This is a genomic window from Nocardia albiluteola (genome assembly GCF_018860155.1).
GTDB lineage: Bacteria > Actinomycetota > Actinomycetes > Mycobacteriales > Mycobacteriaceae > Nocardia > Nocardia albiluteola.
On the sequence record NZ_JAHKNI010000005.1, the window covers coordinates 526,426 to 542,302 of the forward strand.

The 15,877-nt window shown below is 66.3% G+C and carries 15 protein-coding genes; 6 read left to right on the plus strand and 9 right to left on the minus strand.

From position 1 onward, the window contains the following. Window positions 1-91: 91 nt before the first annotated feature. Window positions 92-907, minus strand: a complete 816-nt coding sequence (locus KO481_RS18260) for a magnesium and cobalt transport protein CorA (RefSeq protein ID WP_372452069.1) — start codon at window positions 905-907, stop codon at window positions 92-94. A gap of 150 nt (window positions 908-1,057) precedes the next feature. Here KO481_RS18260 and KO481_RS18265 point away from each other — a divergent pair, with 150 nt between their 5' ends. Beyond that, on the plus strand, window positions 1,058-1,747 hold the full coding sequence (locus tag KO481_RS18265; RefSeq protein ID WP_215918342.1) for a DUF8020 domain-containing protein: 690 nt from the start codon (window positions 1,058-1,060) through the stop codon (window positions 1,745-1,747). 10 nt (window positions 1,748-1,757) lie between these two features. Next, entirely contained in the window at window positions 1,758-2,462 is a 705-nt protein-coding gene (locus tag KO481_RS18270) for a DUF8020 domain-containing protein (protein ID WP_215918343.1), read from the plus strand. Window positions 2,463-2,650: 188 nt separating this feature from the next. Here the strand turns inward: KO481_RS18270 and KO481_RS18275 are convergent, their stop codons facing one another. Beyond that, the gene (locus tag KO481_RS18275; protein WP_215918344.1) at window positions 2,651-3,253 is read right to left on the minus strand and encodes a DUF8017 domain-containing protein; all 603 of its coding nucleotides are present in this window, start codon (window positions 3,251-3,253) and stop codon (window positions 2,651-2,653) included. Window positions 3,254-3,923: 670 nt separating this feature from the next. Here KO481_RS18275 and KO481_RS18280 point away from each other — a divergent pair. Continuing rightward, complete coding sequence (locus KO481_RS18280; RefSeq protein WP_215918345.1) at window positions 3,924-4,322, plus strand: hypothetical protein; 399 nt, start codon at window positions 3,924-3,926, stop codon at window positions 4,320-4,322. A gap of 66 nt (window positions 4,323-4,388) precedes the next feature. Here the strand turns inward: KO481_RS18280 and KO481_RS18285 are convergent, their stop codons facing one another. The 3 genes from KO481_RS18285 to KO481_RS18295 form a co-directional block, all read right to left on the minus strand. Next, the gene (locus KO481_RS18285; RefSeq protein WP_215918346.1) at window positions 4,389-5,327 is read right to left on the minus strand and encodes an SDR family NAD(P)-dependent oxidoreductase; all 939 of its coding nucleotides are present in this window, start codon (window positions 5,325-5,327) and stop codon (window positions 4,389-4,391) included. A gap of 188 nt (window positions 5,328-5,515) precedes the next feature. Then, window positions 5,516-6,298 (minus strand): ComF family protein, encoded by a 783-nt coding sequence (locus tag KO481_RS18290; RefSeq protein WP_215918347.1) that lies wholly within the window; start codon window positions 6,296-6,298, stop codon window positions 5,516-5,518. Between the two features lie 35 nt (window positions 6,299-6,333). Continuing rightward, window positions 6,334-7,296 (minus strand): DNA-processing protein DprA, encoded by a 963-nt coding sequence (locus KO481_RS18295; protein ID WP_215918348.1) that lies wholly within the window; start codon window positions 7,294-7,296, stop codon window positions 6,334-6,336. A 391-nt stretch (window positions 7,297-7,687) separates the two neighbouring features. On the opposite strand from KO481_RS18295, the gene KO481_RS18300 reads away from it, so the two are divergent. Both KO481_RS18300 and KO481_RS18305 read left to right on the plus strand, forming a co-directional pair. Then, window positions 7,688-7,828: a hypothetical protein gene (locus KO481_RS18300; protein WP_215918349.1), complete on the plus strand. Its 141-nt coding sequence runs from the start codon at window positions 7,688-7,690 to the stop codon at window positions 7,826-7,828. 142 nt (window positions 7,829-7,970) lie between these two features. Further along, window positions 7,971-8,813, plus strand: a complete 843-nt coding sequence (locus KO481_RS18305) for an alpha/beta fold hydrolase (protein WP_215918350.1) — start codon at window positions 7,971-7,973, stop codon at window positions 8,811-8,813. A 34-nt stretch (window positions 8,814-8,847) separates the two neighbouring features. On the opposite strand, the gene KO481_RS18310 is transcribed toward KO481_RS18305, so the two are convergent. Continuing rightward, window positions 8,848-9,165: a hypothetical protein gene (locus tag KO481_RS18310; protein WP_215918351.1), complete on the minus strand. Its 318-nt coding sequence runs from the start codon at window positions 9,163-9,165 to the stop codon at window positions 8,848-8,850. Window positions 9,166-9,379: 214 nt separating this feature from the next. On the opposite strand from KO481_RS18310, the gene KO481_RS18315 reads away from it, so the two are divergent. After that, on the plus strand, window positions 9,380-11,251 hold the full coding sequence (locus tag KO481_RS18315) for a DNA/RNA helicase domain-containing protein (RefSeq protein WP_308166664.1): 1,872 nt from the start codon (window positions 9,380-9,382) through the stop codon (window positions 11,249-11,251). 576 nt (window positions 11,252-11,827) lie between these two features. Here KO481_RS18315 and rsgA read toward each other — a convergent pair. The 3 genes from rsgA to KO481_RS18330 form a co-directional block, all read right to left on the minus strand. Continuing rightward, window positions 11,828-12,865, minus strand: a complete 1,038-nt coding sequence (rsgA, locus tag KO481_RS18320) for a ribosome small subunit-dependent GTPase A (RefSeq protein WP_372452076.1) — start codon at window positions 12,863-12,865, stop codon at window positions 11,828-11,830. Continuing rightward, window positions 12,826-14,151, minus strand: a complete 1,326-nt coding sequence (gene aroA, locus KO481_RS18325; protein WP_215918352.1) for a 3-phosphoshikimate 1-carboxyvinyltransferase — start codon at window positions 14,149-14,151, stop codon at window positions 12,826-12,828. The genes rsgA and aroA overlap by 40 nt, the downstream gene beginning before the upstream one ends. A gap of 190 nt (window positions 14,152-14,341) precedes the next feature. Further along, on the minus strand, window positions 14,342-15,847 hold the full coding sequence (locus KO481_RS18330; protein ID WP_215918353.1) for an aldehyde dehydrogenase family protein: 1,506 nt from the start codon (window positions 15,845-15,847) through the stop codon (window positions 14,342-14,344). Between the last annotated feature and the right edge of the window lie 30 nt (window positions 15,848-15,877).

Genomic DNA, 15,877 nt, shown 5'->3' on the forward strand with positions numbered 1-15,877 from the left:
GAATGATGAAGGCGCCCATGGGTTTCCATGGGCGCCTTCATCATCATCAGCGCGTGCGAACGGGGCGGCTGGGCGAGTTCGGGAATCGGCATCACAGCCAGTCGTTGCTGCGGAAGGTGATGAACAGTCCGGTGCAGATGGTCAGGATGATGACGAGCACCACCGGATATCCCCAGGCCCAGCGGAGTTCGGGCATGTTCTCAAAGTTCATGCCGTAGATTCCGGCGATCATGGTCGGCACGGCCGCGATCGCCGCCCAGGCGGAGATCTTGCGCATATCGGTGTTCTGCTGCATGCTCACGCGCGCCAGCGCGGCGTTGATCAGGGCGCTGAGCGACTCGTCGAAGTCGCGGACGCGGTCGACGGTGGCGGTGTGGTGATCGGCGACGTCCCGGAAATAGCGGCGAATCTCCTTGGGTAGCGGCAGATTCGTATCATGGCTGAGCATCTGCAGCGGCAGGGACAGCGGGGCGACGGCGCGCCGTAACTCGACTACCTCGCGCTTGAGCTGATACGTGGCCTCGATCGCGATCTCGCTGACGGCATTGCGTTCGTGCTCGACGTACTTCACGGTGCGCAGCACGAGGATCAGGATGTCGTCGTAGCGTTCGAGTTTGGGCCGCTGGTGACCGTGCACCGCGTCCTCGGTGGCCAGTTCGTGCAGCCCGAAGATGTGTGCCACGTCCGCCATCTGCTCGGCATCGGGCTCGTGCAGCCCCACCCACACGAATCCGGATCCCCGCTCCCGCACCTCGTCCAGCGCCGCGGCATGGGCGAACCGCCCCGGCAGCCGCCGCCCGTCGCGATACACGGCGCAGTCGACGATTGCCCGCGCGGTCGGCACCGGAATTCGCGGGCGCGCGTCGGCAATACGTCGGCGGAACGGTATTTGGGGCATGGACGGCACAGCTGGATGTTAACGGGCCGCGTTTCCGGCATGCGAAAACCGACCCCCGTGATCGAATCGCGTGTCGATATTGGTCACGTGACCATGTAGTGGCGGGTACGATCCTCGCAAGCGCGCGCTCATCAATCTCGATGGAAGATGAGGGCTTTCATGTCTCTGCGATCAGCCGCGCTCACCGCTGCCCTGGCCGCCTGCGTGGCCACTGCGACGGCCACCACCGCCCACGCCGCCCCCGCGCCCGCATCGCCGGTCCTGCACTATGTGATCGACCGCAACGCGCACACCCTGACCGGCACCATCGACAACGGCCGCTTCGCGCTCGTCGATCGCAATCTCGTCGTCCGCGACTATGCCGGGAACGATATCGCCACCGTTCCACTGGATCTCGATATCGGCGGCGTTATCCATGCGGTGGGCCAGCAGATTTCCGACGGCGGTCGCTCGCTGCGAATCACCGCGCCGGTCGTCGCGCTGAAACCCGTTGCCTCGCCGCTGGAAGACCAGCTCGCCATGAACGATCTGATCAATTCGGTGAACTTCGGTATGTCCGCGGGCGCCATCGCCGGCACCGCGATCGGGGCGCTGATCGGTACGGGCGTCGGCGTGCTCGTGGCGGGCGCGACCTGCCTGGTGATCTCCGTCGCGTGTGTGCTCGCCGTGCTGCCGATCGTCGCCCTGGCCGGTGGCGTGGGCGGCGTGCTCGGGCTTGCGGCCGGCGGTGCGCCCGGTGTCCTGGTCGGAGCGGCGAACTATGTCCAGACCATGCTGGCGCCGCCGGGACAAAGCAAATACGCCAGCCAAATCCCTGCCCTGGCACCGCAATCCGTGCCTTCTCGGTGAGCGGGCGGCCATGAAAACATCCGTTCACGCATTCGCCGCGACACTAGTCGCCGGAACCCTGCTGGCCGCGACGGCTGCCACCGCCGACGCGACCCCCGGCAGTTCACCGTCACTGCGATTCCGGCTCGAACACGGCGTCGTCGTCGCGACCCTCGACCACGGCCGGTTCGCCCTCGCCGCGGATCGGCGCTCGGTGCAGGTCCGCGACGACACCGCAACGGTGGCAACCACTTTGCCCCTCGAATACACCCTCGACGGACAGTCGCGCGCCATCGCGGAGCAGATCGCCGGGGACGGGCACACCCTGCGGCTCATACCGGACGTATCCCCACTGCATTCGGTGGCCTCGCCGCTCGAGGACCAGCTCGCCGCCAACGACAGCACGGGTGTCCTGGCGACCGCGGTGACGGCCGGTGCGGTGGGGGGAGCCGTCGTGGGTTTGGCGGTCGCCGGAGCATCCTGCCTGGTGCTCACCGTGGCATGCCTGCCGCTGCTCCCGGTGGGGGCGGGCGCCGGCGCGGTACTCGGCACGATCGGTCTCGGACTCGCGGCCGGGGTGTACAGCGCATGGAATTACCTGTCCACGGTGGCCTCCCCGCCCGGGCAGAGCAGGTACGCCACCCCCGGCGGCTTCGGTACGAACGGCGGTGGAACTCCCGACGACCACGTCCAGATTCCGAATCTGCCCAGCGGCTCGCAGGGGGGTTCGAACTGACGCCGAAGCGCGGCGCGCCCAATTGCGCTGCGCGACAGTCGTCGCGGGGACGTTACGGCGCGAACGTGACTTCGTCGATGGCGTCACGCATCGAGGGCACCCGAGGCGTCATTCATGGCTCAGTATGAATGGTGTAGGGGCTCATGGTGACTCGCGACAGGTCGCGGTCGGTCGTCGACCGCCTGCGATCACCGGGGGCGCAGGCTGGCGATGATCGCGGTGATGTCGCCGGCGGGGGCGGCATCGGCGACGCCTTCGTCCATGACCGCGACGAACAGCACGGTGTTGCCGCGGTTGGCGAAGGCGACCGTCGTCACCTGGACCCGGGGCGGCAGGCAGGCGCCCGGATGGACCGGCGCGGAGGTCACCGCCTGCCAGGCCTTGATCGCGCCGCGGTCGAGCGAAACACTATGCGCCGGTGAGGCGATGACCTTCACCGCGCTCGCCGGCCCGCTGACCGAATCCGAGCTGTCGACGGCGGCGTTCTGTGCCCACAGCTTGCCGTCCTCCACGGCCGCCTGCCGTGGGTCCGACGGGCCGATCGGCATGAATCCGACCATGCCGCGATCGATGCCCTGGTTCTGCGGGCAGGCGTGCTGCTTGTAGATCGTCACCGCGTGCATGGTGGTGGTGAGTTTGCCGCTGACGTCCTGGTATCCGGAGAACGTGCCCGGAGTCTGGACCGTCCAGCCGGGTGGTACGTCGTAGGCGACCTGTTGCTCGCGCGAGAGAACTCCCTGCCACCCGGGTGTCACCGCGGGCACGGTGATCGACCCGACGGTGTCGGCCACTCGGGACGCCGAAGCCGCGGTTGCCCTGCCGTGGCGCTTCGAGTTGTGGTGCTGGACAGTCCCTATCGTGATCGCGAGCAGAGTGATCACCAGGACTGCGCCCAGCGCAACGAGAATGGGCCCCTTCTTCGGCTCCGGGTACGGCTGACGGCGCCGCGCCTGCAGGAACGGACCGAGGGTGGTGTTCGCTAATGTCGACGGAACCTGTTGTGTAGCAACAGGTCCGGAGGCAGGCGGGTAGGACGGTGAATATCGACCGCCCACAGTCTGCCACTGGGGTGGTTTCTCCGGCTGATACCGCATGCTCACGATCGGTAACCATAGTGCGTCGTCCCTCCTGGGTGTACCACACGCCGATACCTGCTCGCGCGCCACTTCGATCGGCCCGGCTCGCTCGCGATGTCGACTCGGCCGCACCGTGATTCGATCGAGCCGGATGCCCATCGTCTCGCCCGTGTACTCGAGGCCAGGGGCGCCGCGGCCATGCCTGTTCGTCATGGCGCGGATCCGGATTCGACCTGCTCGAACGCCGCGCCGGTGATGTGCTCAGGAGCGGGTGGCCGCCGACTTGACGGCAACATATCCATACGGAAAGACTTAGCCGGTTCCGCACATCGACGCGGTACCGGCCGCGCACTCCGCGACGGCCCGAATCCCCTCAGGAGACACGGTGGACACCCTTCGTAGAACCGGACCGATCGCCGTATTCGCCGCGGTCGCGGCGGGACTGGTATTGGCAGCCCCGCAGGCCGCGGCCAACACGATCACCAACCTCACTGTCGCTCCCGGTCTCGGCAACGGCTACGGCACCGGTTGCTCGTACCAGGTCTCGGCCACGGTTCAGCAGGATCCTGCCCACGTGATCCTCCTGGACAACGGATGGGAGCCGCGCGGCGGCCCGAACCCGGTGGTGTCGGGCGCCTCGATCACCTGGACATGGACTCCGGCCACGTCCGGTCAGCACACCCTCGAGGCGCTGTACACCTACATGGGCGCCAACGTATCCAGGACGATCACGGTCGAGGTCGGCACCGGTCAGAATCTCGGCAGCGCCTGCGTGGTGCGATAGCGTTTCCGGCGGCCGCTCCGATGCCCGGCGGGGCTGTCGGCGTGGCCGATAAGGACATCTCGCCGGTCAAAGCCGAGACTCCTTTGGGGGCAGCGGGAACGGATCGAGACCGGTGAGTGCCACACTGGCGGACCATAATCTGGCGGCCGCCTCGGGGTCGGTCATGTGTGTGCGGGGTGTTTCTCTGTGGGCCTCACCACGAAGACCGAAAATCATTGGGCCCCATAGTTGTCCGCTGACTATCTCGGTGTCGACGGTGGCCCGGACGACGCATCGGGCCCCCGCGTCCTTGCCGTGCACCACAACACCGGCGGGCAGCCCACGCAGGCGCTGGGATGTGGTGCGGACGAATACCGGTGGCCGTGATGGAGTCAGTGAATCCAGCGCGCCGCCGGGGTGGGCGACGATGCTGGCGGTGGCGGCGCCGCGGGCGCGCAGCCTGCGATCGAGTTCGAAACCGAACAGCATCTGAGCCAGCTTCGATCGGCCGTAGCTGCGCTTGGCACGATAGTCGTGCTCCGATTGCAGATCGGCGAGCTCGAGCCGCTCCGACCGCGCGGCGAAGCTGCCCACGGTAATCACCCGGCTGTTCGCGGTGGCGGTCAGCAGGGGCTCGAGGTGGGCGGTCAGCGCGAAGTGCCCGAGATGATTTGTCGCGAACATCAATTCGTGGCCTCGTGCGGTAACCCGGCGATCCGAACCCGACAGCATCACCCCGGCGTTGAGTACGACCGCGTCCAGGCTCTCGACACCGAGGGCGGCCACCGTCGCGGGCAGCGAGGACAGATCCGCCAGATCCATATGCACCCAACGCAATCGAGCGTCCGGAACCCGCCTGCGGATGGTCCGCACCGCGAGTTCGGCCTTGCCGGCGTCGCGGCAGCCCAGCACCACGGTCGCCCCGCCCGCCGCGAGCTGCTCGGCGACGAAATACCCGATGCCCGCACTGGCGCCGGTAACCAGGATCGTCTTCCCCTCGGCTCGGCCTCCGATATGCCATGTCATGCCGTCGAGTCTCATCTCCGGCGCTTGCACCGCGCTCACACCCCGCTGGCGTCGCTCAGCGGGTTCGGGCGCCTCCAGTTCACGGGTGGTGCCGGCTCGGTGGTCCAGACGTATTCAGCCGGTCGCGACACGGCTGGGAATTGTCGATCCAATCCTGTCGCTGCACTGAGCGCCCAGACGGGAACGCACTATCCACGCCCCCAGTCGAAGCTTGCTGCCGAACGGCAGACAAGGCCGTCGACCGGGCAGGCCAGGGGATCGTAAGGATTGTCGAGTGATTGAAGTACCGGACGATCTGCTGACCATTTCCAGCTCAGCCATCGTGCGATGCAGAGGACCGTAACAGTGTGCGCGCCGGCGCGCTTGACCGCGATGGCGGCGCCCTGCGCGCTGGCTCCGGAGGTCCAGGTGTCATCGATGACGAGTACATTGCGACCGTTGACCATCGATCGCTGGTCGTCGGGCACGGCGAACCGATCGGGGACCAGCACCCGGCGGGAATCGATGCCCGTGCCTGGAATCAGATGGAAGGCCCGAAGATTCGAGGTGACCTGGCGGACGTCCCCGGCGAGCTCGGCCAGGGGGTGTGTGCGTGCGGGTCGCTCTGCGGACGGGACGAATGTGATCGCCTCCCAATCGGTGCCGAGCCATTCGGTAATGCACGATTGATGCAGCGCCACTGCGGCTTTGATCATGAGCCGGAGATTCTGACGGCAGCGATCTACAGGTGGAATTGTCTTGTATGCGCGGACCTCGTGTGCGGACTGGTGCTTTCCGTCCGGATGGTAGCCCTGGGCGTAGGTCAGCAGAATCGTTCGGTCGGCCAGCTGACCACGGAACTGATGCTGGTGGATGCGGCAGTAGCCGCATAGGCGATCGTCGCCCGCCGAGCCGCGGCACACGACGCAGATGCCTTCCGTGCCGGGCACGTACGTATTGCGGAAGAATGCGCCGACTCGTTCCTGCACCATTGTCCTGAGCTCCTGAGCAGGATCTCCTGGTGTGATCATCCGTTCGTGTCGAGCCAGTCGGTGATTTTGGCGCGGTGGCCGAGGATGGTTCGGATGTGTGCGATCGCTTCGTCCGCGGAAGCGGCTACGTAAACCCCTGGAGCGTGCAGGAGTTCGCGTCCCCAGGTAGTGGACAGGACGACCGAAGAGTTCAGGACTACCGGCCGGCCGTGTGCCACGGCTTCACGCGCCTGGATGCGCGTTCCGCTTCGTTCACCCGCCTCCACGATGATGGTCGCTGCGGCGTAGGCGCTCATGGTTGCGTTGCGGGCCGGGAATGACCAGCGGGTCGGGGCGTACTCGGGTAGGAAGTGCGTCAGAAGCATTCCGCGCGCGCCGATTTCGGTCTGCAGTATTCGATTCGATTGCGGGTAGACCTTATTCAGCCCGTTGCCGAGGACTGCGACAGTTCGCCCGCCGGCCTCGAGTGCCGTCTCGTGTGCGACGGTATCCACTCCTTCGGCCAGTCCGGCGATCACGGAGATGGACTCGGCAACCAGGTTGTGGGTGACGGCCCGGGCGAATCGGATCCCGGCGTCGGTCACCTTGCGCGACCCGACGACGCACACGCCGGTATCCGCCTCGATCAGCTTGCCGTTCGTAAATACGACGGGCGGCATCTGCCGCACCGAGCGCAGCTGGTCGGGGTACGACGGGTCCATGAAGGTGTGGAAGTCGAACGGTGCGTGCTTCCACTCCGCGACATCGCGGACGGCCTGCTCGAGGAGGGCGTCGTCACCCTCGCCGCCGCCGAACAGATCGCGGGGATGGTCGTCGCTCCACAGTGCGCTCGCACTGCCGCGATCGCGTACGCGTTCGGTCAGGTCCGCCCATTCCGCGTTCTTCGGTTTGAGGCGCATCAGTGCGACCAGTGCGGCACGGTCGTTGTCGTCCCAGTGCGACGCCGCGTCCGCCGCTGCGTCGGCGTCCCAACGCTGGATGGCGTATGGGTGGGTCACCTACCCTCCTCGGATCGCAACTAACGAACATATGTTCGAATTATGCCACCGGTCGCGGCCGATGGTCGGAGCGTGGTCGCAAGAGTAGTCCCGCCCGGCAACGGTTGGGCGTGTCGCGGTACCGTCCGGCGGCGCCGTGTCGCCGTGCGGGCGGCAAATCAGACTGGCCGGAGGCCGATTTCGCCGCATCCGTGGCGCAGGGTATGCAGGCCGAAGGCGCAGCGGGCCGGTGGCGAAGTATCCGATGTCGAGCGAGCAACCCCATCGCCGTCGGCGCCGCGTTGGAAGTCCTGCGCTGGCGTCGGTGATCGCATCGGCCAGGACGGGCTCAGGGCCGCGCCCGCTCGCGAGCTATCCGATCGGTGCCGCGACCGAATACTTCGCTGGTGCAGTGACCCTGATCGCGGCGATGTCCGCCGCCGCGGTGGTGTGCCCCGAACTGCACTCCGACCCGCAACTCGACGTCCGCCGAGGACGGCTCGCGCGAGCGATGCCGCTGGAGGCCCGCCCACCAGTATTCGCAGCCGAGTAGGAGTCGATCGCGTGTGCAGCCCTGGTCGCCAGGGCCACACCGCCGGCGTGCTCACGAAAAGCTGACATCACCCCGTGGTCGGAGGGCAGGATCCGCTCGTGGCAGGTCGCGCGCTGGGGTGTTCGTCCGTAGCGTTCTCGGCGTGAGCAAGGATCTGGCGACCACCGACTACCACGTTGATGGTGTGCGCTGCGCCGTATACGACAGTGGCCCAGCCGATCGCGGAGAGGCCGTCGTCTTCGTGCACGGTAATCCGGGGCCGATGGACGACTGGGCCGAGCTGGCGCCGGCCGTCGCGGGGTTCGCGCGCGTGATCGCCATGGACATGCCGGGTTTCGGGCGGGCGGAGCGGCCGCGATCGTTCGATCACAGCGTTGTCGGGCATGCGCGATTCCTCGGGCTGCTGCTCGACCGGCTCGGTGTCGAGCGGGCGCATCTGGTGTTGCACGACTTCGGCGGGGCGTGGGGACTGCGGTGGGCGCTGGATCATCCGGAGCGGCTGGCCAGCGTCACGCTCATCAATACCGGTGTGCTCGAGGGCTACAGCTGGCACCGGTACGCCAGGATCTGGCAGACGCCGATAGCCGGCGAGCTGTTCCAGCTGATGAGCACGCCCCGCGCCACGCACATCGCGCTGAATCGCGATAATCCGGTACCGCTGCCCCGGGACTATGCCGACCGTGTCGGCGGCTACGCGGACTGGGGACACAAGCGCGCGGTGCTACGGCTCTACCGCAACTCGCGCGACCCTGCCAGCGCCTTCCCGGAAAACTCCGGCGCCGTGGCGAATTCGCTGCCGACCTGCGTAATCTGGGGCGACGGCGACCCCTATATCCCCGTCCGGTTCGCGCAACGGCAGCGGAACTACTTCCCCCAAGCCGAGATCCACATCCTCGAGGGCCTGGGCCACTGGCCGTTCATCGATGACCCGCAGGCCGTCCTCGCGCCGCTGACCGCCTTCCTGCGCAGGCAGATTCGGCCGTGACCGCGGCTGGCACCGGCGAACCGGATCTTCCCGATCATGCACACCATCGTCGTCCGCAGACCTCGTGCACGAGCGCCCCGGCCTCGCAAAAGCTGCCAATGAGGTCTCCTCCGGGGCGAAAGACGCTGCCGCCGACCACTATCGGCGCAATCACAGACTGTACGAGGTCCAGACCATGGTGTCGTGGATGAACGCACTGATCGACCGCAACATCGAACAGTTCGGTGACGACTGGTGGCCCCGTTAGGGTTTGCTCGAGATCGAACGCGGCCATGTGCAGCAGCTCGGTGATGCGATCGGGTTCGCTCGCGAATACCGGCGTCTGCGACATCGCGGGCGGGTCGGTGGTCATCGCTGCCTGAAGGCACAACGGGGCCGGCGACTCCGTCATTGTCGAGGCACAGTCGGTACCCAACCGACTTCCGGGTAAGACAGACCCGGCGGGGCTCAGGGTCCACATCCCTTCGGTACGTTAGTATCTCGTCGTCAGGTTGCGGCCCGACGGGCTTCCGTGAACGTGGATATGCCCCCACCGCACGAGAATTCGTGCTACCGGGGGTATTGCTGTGTCGAGTCAGGTGTATCGATCGTCCGTACAAGAGGTGCTAAACCTTTCTGTTGAGCAACAGCTGTCGGCGATGATTGCCGAGCACCTGGGGCGTACCCGTCGGCAGCGACCATCCTCTGAGGAGCGGTCGTGGAATGTGAGCCTGCCGCGGGTCGCGCATGACCTGAGGGCAGTGGGGCTCGGGCACGTGGAGATGCTCATCGAGTATCAACTACCGGAATCGAGCCGCAGGGCCGACGTGATCCTCAGTGGTGTTCACCCGCAGACTGGTGAGGACAACTACGTCGTCGTCGAATTGAAGCAATGGAGCCGGGCGGAACTCGCACATAACAGCGATCGCATCGTTCGGGCATCCGGCGTCCCGGACGAGCAGCTGCATCCGATTGATCAGGTGAGCGCCTACTGCGGCTTTCTGACTCAGTACGTCGAGGTGCTACACGACAGACCGGAGGCGGTGCATGGAGTCGCCTACTTGCACAACGCAACTGAGAACTCCGTCAGCACACTGCGTGCCCGCGTGCCGGACAATTCGGGACGAATGTTCACTGGCGAGCAGCAACCCGATTTCCTGACCTATCTGAAGAGTCAGTTTGCTCCGGAATCCAATACGGGCGCAGCGGATCGGCTGTTGCAGAGTGCAATTCGACCGAAGCAGAATCTGTTCAGCTTCACCGGCGCTGAACTCCGCGAGGCCACACGATACTCGCTGCTCGATCACCAGAAGCTTGCGTACGAAACGGTGATGAGCCAGGTGCGCTTGGCCAAGCAAGCCGACCAGAAGAGCATCGTTATCGTGACTGGCGGACCTGGCAGCGGGAAAAGCCTTATTGCCGCCGCGCTGTTGGCCGAGCTGAACCGGGACGGGTACCGAGTGCGGCACGCCACAGGCTCGCTGGCATTTACGGAATCGCTTCGAAAATTCCCGGGCAAGGGGTCGACAGAGCTGCAGGGATTGTTCAAATACTTTCGGAACTTTGCAGATTCGGAGAAGAATGACCTGGATGTCCTGATCTGCGACGAGGCGCATCGTATTCGGGAGGTATCGACCAACCGCTTCACGCCGGCGGCGAAGCGCACCAAACGGCCACAGATCGATGAACTTATGGCCGCGGCACGGGTGCCTGTGTTCCTCCTCGACGAGAATCAGGTGGTACGCCCCGATGAGATCGGGACGGTCAAAGCGATCAGAGAACACGCGCTTCGCTGTGGATATTTGCCACACCATGTTGAACTGGACGGCCAGTATCGGTGTGGAGGCAGCGCCGAATACGACGAGTGGGTGCGTCGGCTGGTTGGTCTTCGAGTCGGAGGCCCCACCCCGTGGCGTGGTGATTCGAACTTCGATGTGCGGATCGCGTCGTCGCCACGAGAAATGGAAGATTTCCTGCGGAGCAAGAACTCTGACGGTATGACCGCAAGGATCGCCGCTGGATACTGCTGGCCGTGGAGTTCGCCCAATGAAGACGGCACATTGGTCAACGATATCGTTATCGGCGATTGGTCTCGACCATGGAATCTTCGGGGTGACCGAGCTGTCGGCGACGCTCCGCCGAGTCCGCTCTGGGCAACCGATCCGCGAGGATTCGGTCAGGTCGGATGCATCTATACCGCTCAGGGATTTGAGTACGATTGGTCCGGAGTTATTTTCGGACCGGATCTCGTTGTCCAGGACGGGCATTTGACTACGGTGCGTCAGGGTGCGAAGGATTCGGCGCTGAGAGGAACAAAGAAAGACCCTATCGCCGACGAAACCTTTGATATTCTGGTACGGAACATATATAAGGTTCTGCTAACGCGAGGAATGCGCGGCGTCGCAATATATTCCGTAGATCCCGAGACCCAGGCATTCCTTACCGGCCTGTTGAAATGAAGTTCTCGACTCACGCGGTCCAGGGCTCCAGCAAATCGAGCAGGTTCCCAGAATGGTCACGGTCTGCTGGTACGAGGTAGTGCAGTTGCGATAGTGATTCCTGGCTCGGATCCGGCACACTGTGCGGCGTAACTGGGCCCGCTATTGTGGAACGGTCACCACTGAATTGTTTCGTTCTGCGCACCGAACGTGGCAAGCTTCCGCTTCGGTTGCATGCAGATCAGGGAAACCAGCTGTTGGTGGTGGGTGGCGCCCCTGAGTTGACGGTGTGGTCACTCCCGAACGTACGCAACCCACCGGGTTTGCTCAGGGCGGGCATACATAGAACTATACATCTTAGATGTATAGTTCTATGTATGCCCGCAAGGGTCGAGCTCTGGACTCCGATGGCCGATGGCACTCGGATCGCGCCGCGCGGATCGAGGTCCCAGCAGATACCTGCGGCGGTTGTCGTGTAATCGCCATAGACATGCCGGGTTTCGGCTGGCGCAGCGGCTCCGATCGTTCGATCACGGCGTCGCCGGGACTGCGCGATACCTCCAGACGGCGCGGGTGGTTACGTAAATCGCTGTGCCGCTAGCTGTTCCCCATGACCCAGGGATCGTTGGAGTTCAGTGCGACCAGCAGCAGGCGGATTGCGGCGACCCGGCGTTCCTTGCCCGGCAACAGATCCAGTGCGCATTCCGGGTCGGCGGGTGGGCCGAGGTGGGTGCAGCCGCGGGGGCAGTCCTCGATGGCGTCCGCCAAGTCGGCGAAGGCCTCGATGACGTCGTCGGGGGTGATGTGGGCCAGGCCGAAGGAGCGGATGCCGGGGGTGTCGATGACCCAGCCGCCGTCGGGGAGGGGCAGGGCCAGGGACTGGGTGGAGGTGTGGCGGCCCTTGCCGACGCCGGAGACGTCGCCTACGGCTCGATCTGCTTCCGGGACAAGGCGATTCACCAGGGTAGATTTTCCTACGCCGGAATGGCCCAGCAGACACGACAGCTTGTCATGCAGCAGATCGTGCAGGGATTCTAGTGGGTCCTCGCGCCCCGCGTGGACGATGGTCAAGTCCAGATCGGTGAATTCCGAGGCGAATTGGGAGTCCGCGGCCAGGTCGTGCTTGGTCAGGCACAGAACCGGCTCCAGGCCGCCTGCATACGCCGCGGCCATCGCGCGCTCGACGAAACCGGTGCGCGGTGGGGGATCGGCCAGGGCCACGACGATGATCAGCTGTTCGGCATTCGCGACGACGATCCGCTCGAACGGATCGGTGTCATCGGCGGTGCGGCGCAGGACCGTCGAACGATCGGCCACCCGGACGATGCGGGCCAGCGTGTCCGGCTTGCCGGACAGATCACCCACCACGTCGACCTGATCGCCGACCACGATCGGTGACCGGCCCAGCTCCCGGGCGCGCATCGCCACCAGCGGCCGATCCGGATCGCCGTCGAGCACGCAGCTCCAGCGCCCGCGGTCGACGCCGATTACCATGGCGGCCTGGGCATCCCGGTGTTCGGGGCGGGTCTTGGTGCGAGGACGCGAGCCCCTGCCCGGGCGCACCCGGACATCGGACTCGTCGTACTCGCGGCGCCTCAGGACGCTGCTCCCTCGCCCGAAAGCATTGTCTCCCAGAGGGATACGAAGTCGGGCAGGGTCTTGGCGGTGGTGCCGATGTCCTCGATCTGCACCCCGGGCACCCGCAGGCCGAGGATCGCGCCGGCGGTGGCCATGCGGTGGTCGGCGTAGGAGTGCCACAGCCCGCCGTGCAGCGGGGTGGGCACGATGTCCAGCCCGTCCTCGGTCTCGGTGACCTTGCCGCCGAGGCGGTTGATCTCGGTGGACAGCGCCGCGAGCCGGTCGGTCTCGTGCCCGCGCAGGTGGGCGATGCCGCGCAGGCGCGAGGGCGAATCGGCCAGTGTGGCAAGGGCTGCCACGGTCGGGGTGAGCTCGCCGACGTCGTGCAGGTCGATATCGATCCCCGCCAGCCGCTGGGGCCCGTGCACGCGGAGCTTGCCGTGCGCGCGGCGAACCTCGGCGCCCATGCGCACCAGGATCTCCCGGATGACATCGCCCGGCTGGGTGGTCAGCTGCGGCCAGTGCGGAATGGTCACCTCACCGCCGGTGACCGCGGCCGCGGCCAGGAACGGTGTCGCATTGGACAGATCCGGCTCGACCTCCCAGTCCACGCCATGGATCGGGCCGGGTGCGACGGTCCACACCTGCTCCTTGCGCGGATCCGTCGGCGCGGTGACCTCGACGTCGGCCTGGCGCAGCATCTGCACGGTCATCTCGATGTGCGGCATCGAGGGCAGCGCCGCGCCCTCGTGGTGCACGGTCAGGCCCTCGCCGAAGCGGGCCGCGGACAGCAGCAGCCCGGAGACGAACTGCGAGGAGCCCGACGCGTCCATGGTGACCGACCCGCCGCGCAGCCCGCCCGCGCCGTGCACGCTGAACGGCAGCTTGTCCCCGTCGACCGTGGCCCCGAGCGAGCGCAGCGCCTCCAGGATGGTGTCCAGCGGACGCAGGCTCGCCTGCTCGTCGCCGGAGAAGGACACCTCGCCGCTGGCCAGCGCCGCCACCGGCGGCAGGAAGCGCATGACCGTACCGGCCAGGCCGCAGTCGACATTCGCTCCGGTCAGCGGGGCCGGGGTGACGGTCAAAGTGTCTGCGTCACCGTCGATCCCGGCGCCCATCGCCCGCAGCGCGGCGATCATGAGGTTGGTGTCACGGCTGCGCAGCGCCCCGGTGATGGTCGAGGGCCGGTCGGCGAGCGCGGCGAGGATCAGGGCCCGATTGGTGATGGATTTCGAACCCGGCAAGGTGACGGTCGCGTGGACGGGGCGGTCGGTGTGGGGCGCTGGCCAGAGAGTCACCCCTCCATCTTCGCTTATCGACCGTTTCGGGGTGCGCACGGTCATGAACTCGCAGCAAAACGGCCATCGAAACCGGCCGCGGCCTGTGATCAATCACAGGGGATGTTCGCGTGTTCGACCGGATGTCACATTCGGTCGACTGATCCGACCGAATGTCACCTTCGATCGGGATCAGTCGACCGAAGGTGACATTCGCTCGATACCGGCGGAGGCGGCGCTGCTTGGCTGGGCGGGGCTACTTGTGCCGCCCGTGGATCAGCGGAACGATCCGCCGCAGCAGCTTCATCGTGCTCTCGGTGCGCTTGTAGCTCAGCAGCGCCATGCCGGGAATCGCGAAGCGCTGCACCGCGATCGAGTGCGGATCGGCGAACTCCAGCAGACCGGGCGCGCCGTGGATGCGCCCGATGCCCGATTCGCGCCGCCCGCCGAAGGGCAGCGCGGAGATGGCCGCGAAGCCCAGCACCGAGTTGACCGAGGTGGCTCCGGCGCGCAGGCGCCGGGCGATCTCGACGCCGTGCTTGCGGGAAAACACCGCCGAGCCCAGGAAGTACTTGGAGTTGTTGGCCAGCCGGACCGCCTCGTCGATGCCGTCGACGGAGCGGATGGTGACCGTCGGGCCGAAGGTCTCGTCGGTGACGGCCTCGGAGGTCTCCTCGACGTCCAGCAGCACGACCGGCTCGATGTAGGGGCCCTTGATCGAGTCCAGCCCGCCCATGACCGCCGTGCCGCCGTTCTTCAGTGCGCTGTCGATGTGGCGGCGCACGACGTCGATCTGGCTGGGCATCGTCATCGGGCCGTAGGCGGCCTTGGCGTCCGAGCCCGGGTGGACGTTCGACAGGACCTTCTTGACCTCGGCGACGAACTGATCGCGAATCGACCTGTCGACGTACACGCGCTCCACACCCGCGCAGGTCTGGCCGCTGTTCATGGTGGCGCCGTAGGCGACCGCGTCGGCCGCGGCCTTGATGTCGGCGTCCGCGGCCACGATCACCGCGTCCTTACCGCCACATTCGAGCAGCACCGGGGTGAGCGAGTCGGCCGCGGCGGCCATGATCCGCTTGCCGGTGCCGGGGGAGCCGGTGAACGCCACCTTGTCCACGCCGGAGGTGACCAGGGCCGCGCCGGTGGCGCCGTAGCCGTTGACGGTGATGAAGACGCCCGCGGGCAGTTCCGGATTGGCCTCGGCGAAGGTCTTGGCCATGAAATTGCCGATGCTGGTGGAGTATTCGCTGGGCTTGTACACCACGGTGTTGCCCGCGGCCAGCGCGTAGGCGATCGAGCCGTTGGGGGTGTAGATGGGGTAGTTCCACGGGCCGATCACGCCGACGACGCCGAGGGGACGGTATTCGATGGATGCCCCGAAGTTCGCCATCGTCGCGCCGGGGGAAACCTTGCGGGTCTTCAGCACCTTCTCGGCGTTCTTGGCGGCCCAGGCGATGTGCTCGAGGACCAGCATGAGCTCGAGGAAGGCGTCCTCGCGCGGCTTGCCGTTCTCGGCGTGGATCAGGTCGCACAGCTCGTCGGAGACGGCGACGAGCCGAGACGACCAGCGCAGCAGGTACCGCTTGCGCTCGGGGTAACTCAGGGCGCCCCAGGTGGCGGCGGCGGTGCGCGCCGTGGCGACGGCCGCGGCCACCGCCTCGGGGTCGGCGATCGGGTGCGTGGCGATGGTCTCGCCGGTAGCCGGGTTGACCGAGGTCAGCACGGTCTCACTGGTGGTCTTCGACTCGGTGGTGGACATGTTTTCGGCGACCCCTACTGAGAAAGTGAC

Bases quoted from the DNA above. Each gene is read 5' to 3' on its own strand.
- KO481_RS18330 (WP_215918353.1), bottom strand. From the start codon at position 15,847: ATGTCCACCACCGAGTCGAAGACCACCAGTGAGACCGTGCTGACCTCG.
- KO481_RS18265 (WP_215918342.1), top strand. From the start codon at position 1,058: ATGTCTCTGCGATCAGCCGCGCTCACCGCTGCCCTGGCCGCCTGCGTG.
- KO481_RS18285 (WP_215918346.1), bottom strand. From the start codon at position 5,327: ATGACATGGCATATCGGAGGCCGAGCCGAGGGGAAGACGATCCTGGTT.
- KO481_RS18290 (WP_215918347.1), bottom strand. From the start codon at position 6,298: ATGGTGCAGGAACGAGTCGGCGCATTCTTCCGCAATACGTACGTGCCC.
- aroA (WP_215918352.1), bottom strand. From the start codon at position 14,151: ATGACCGTGCGCACCCCGAAACGGTCGATAAGCGAAGATGGAGGGGTG.
- KO481_RS18270 (WP_215918343.1), top strand. From the start codon at position 1,758: ATGAAAACATCCGTTCACGCATTCGCCGCGACACTAGTCGCCGGAACC.
- KO481_RS18310 (WP_215918351.1), bottom strand. From the start codon at position 9,165: ATGACCACCGACCCGCCCGCGATGTCGCAGACGCCGGTATTCGCGAGC.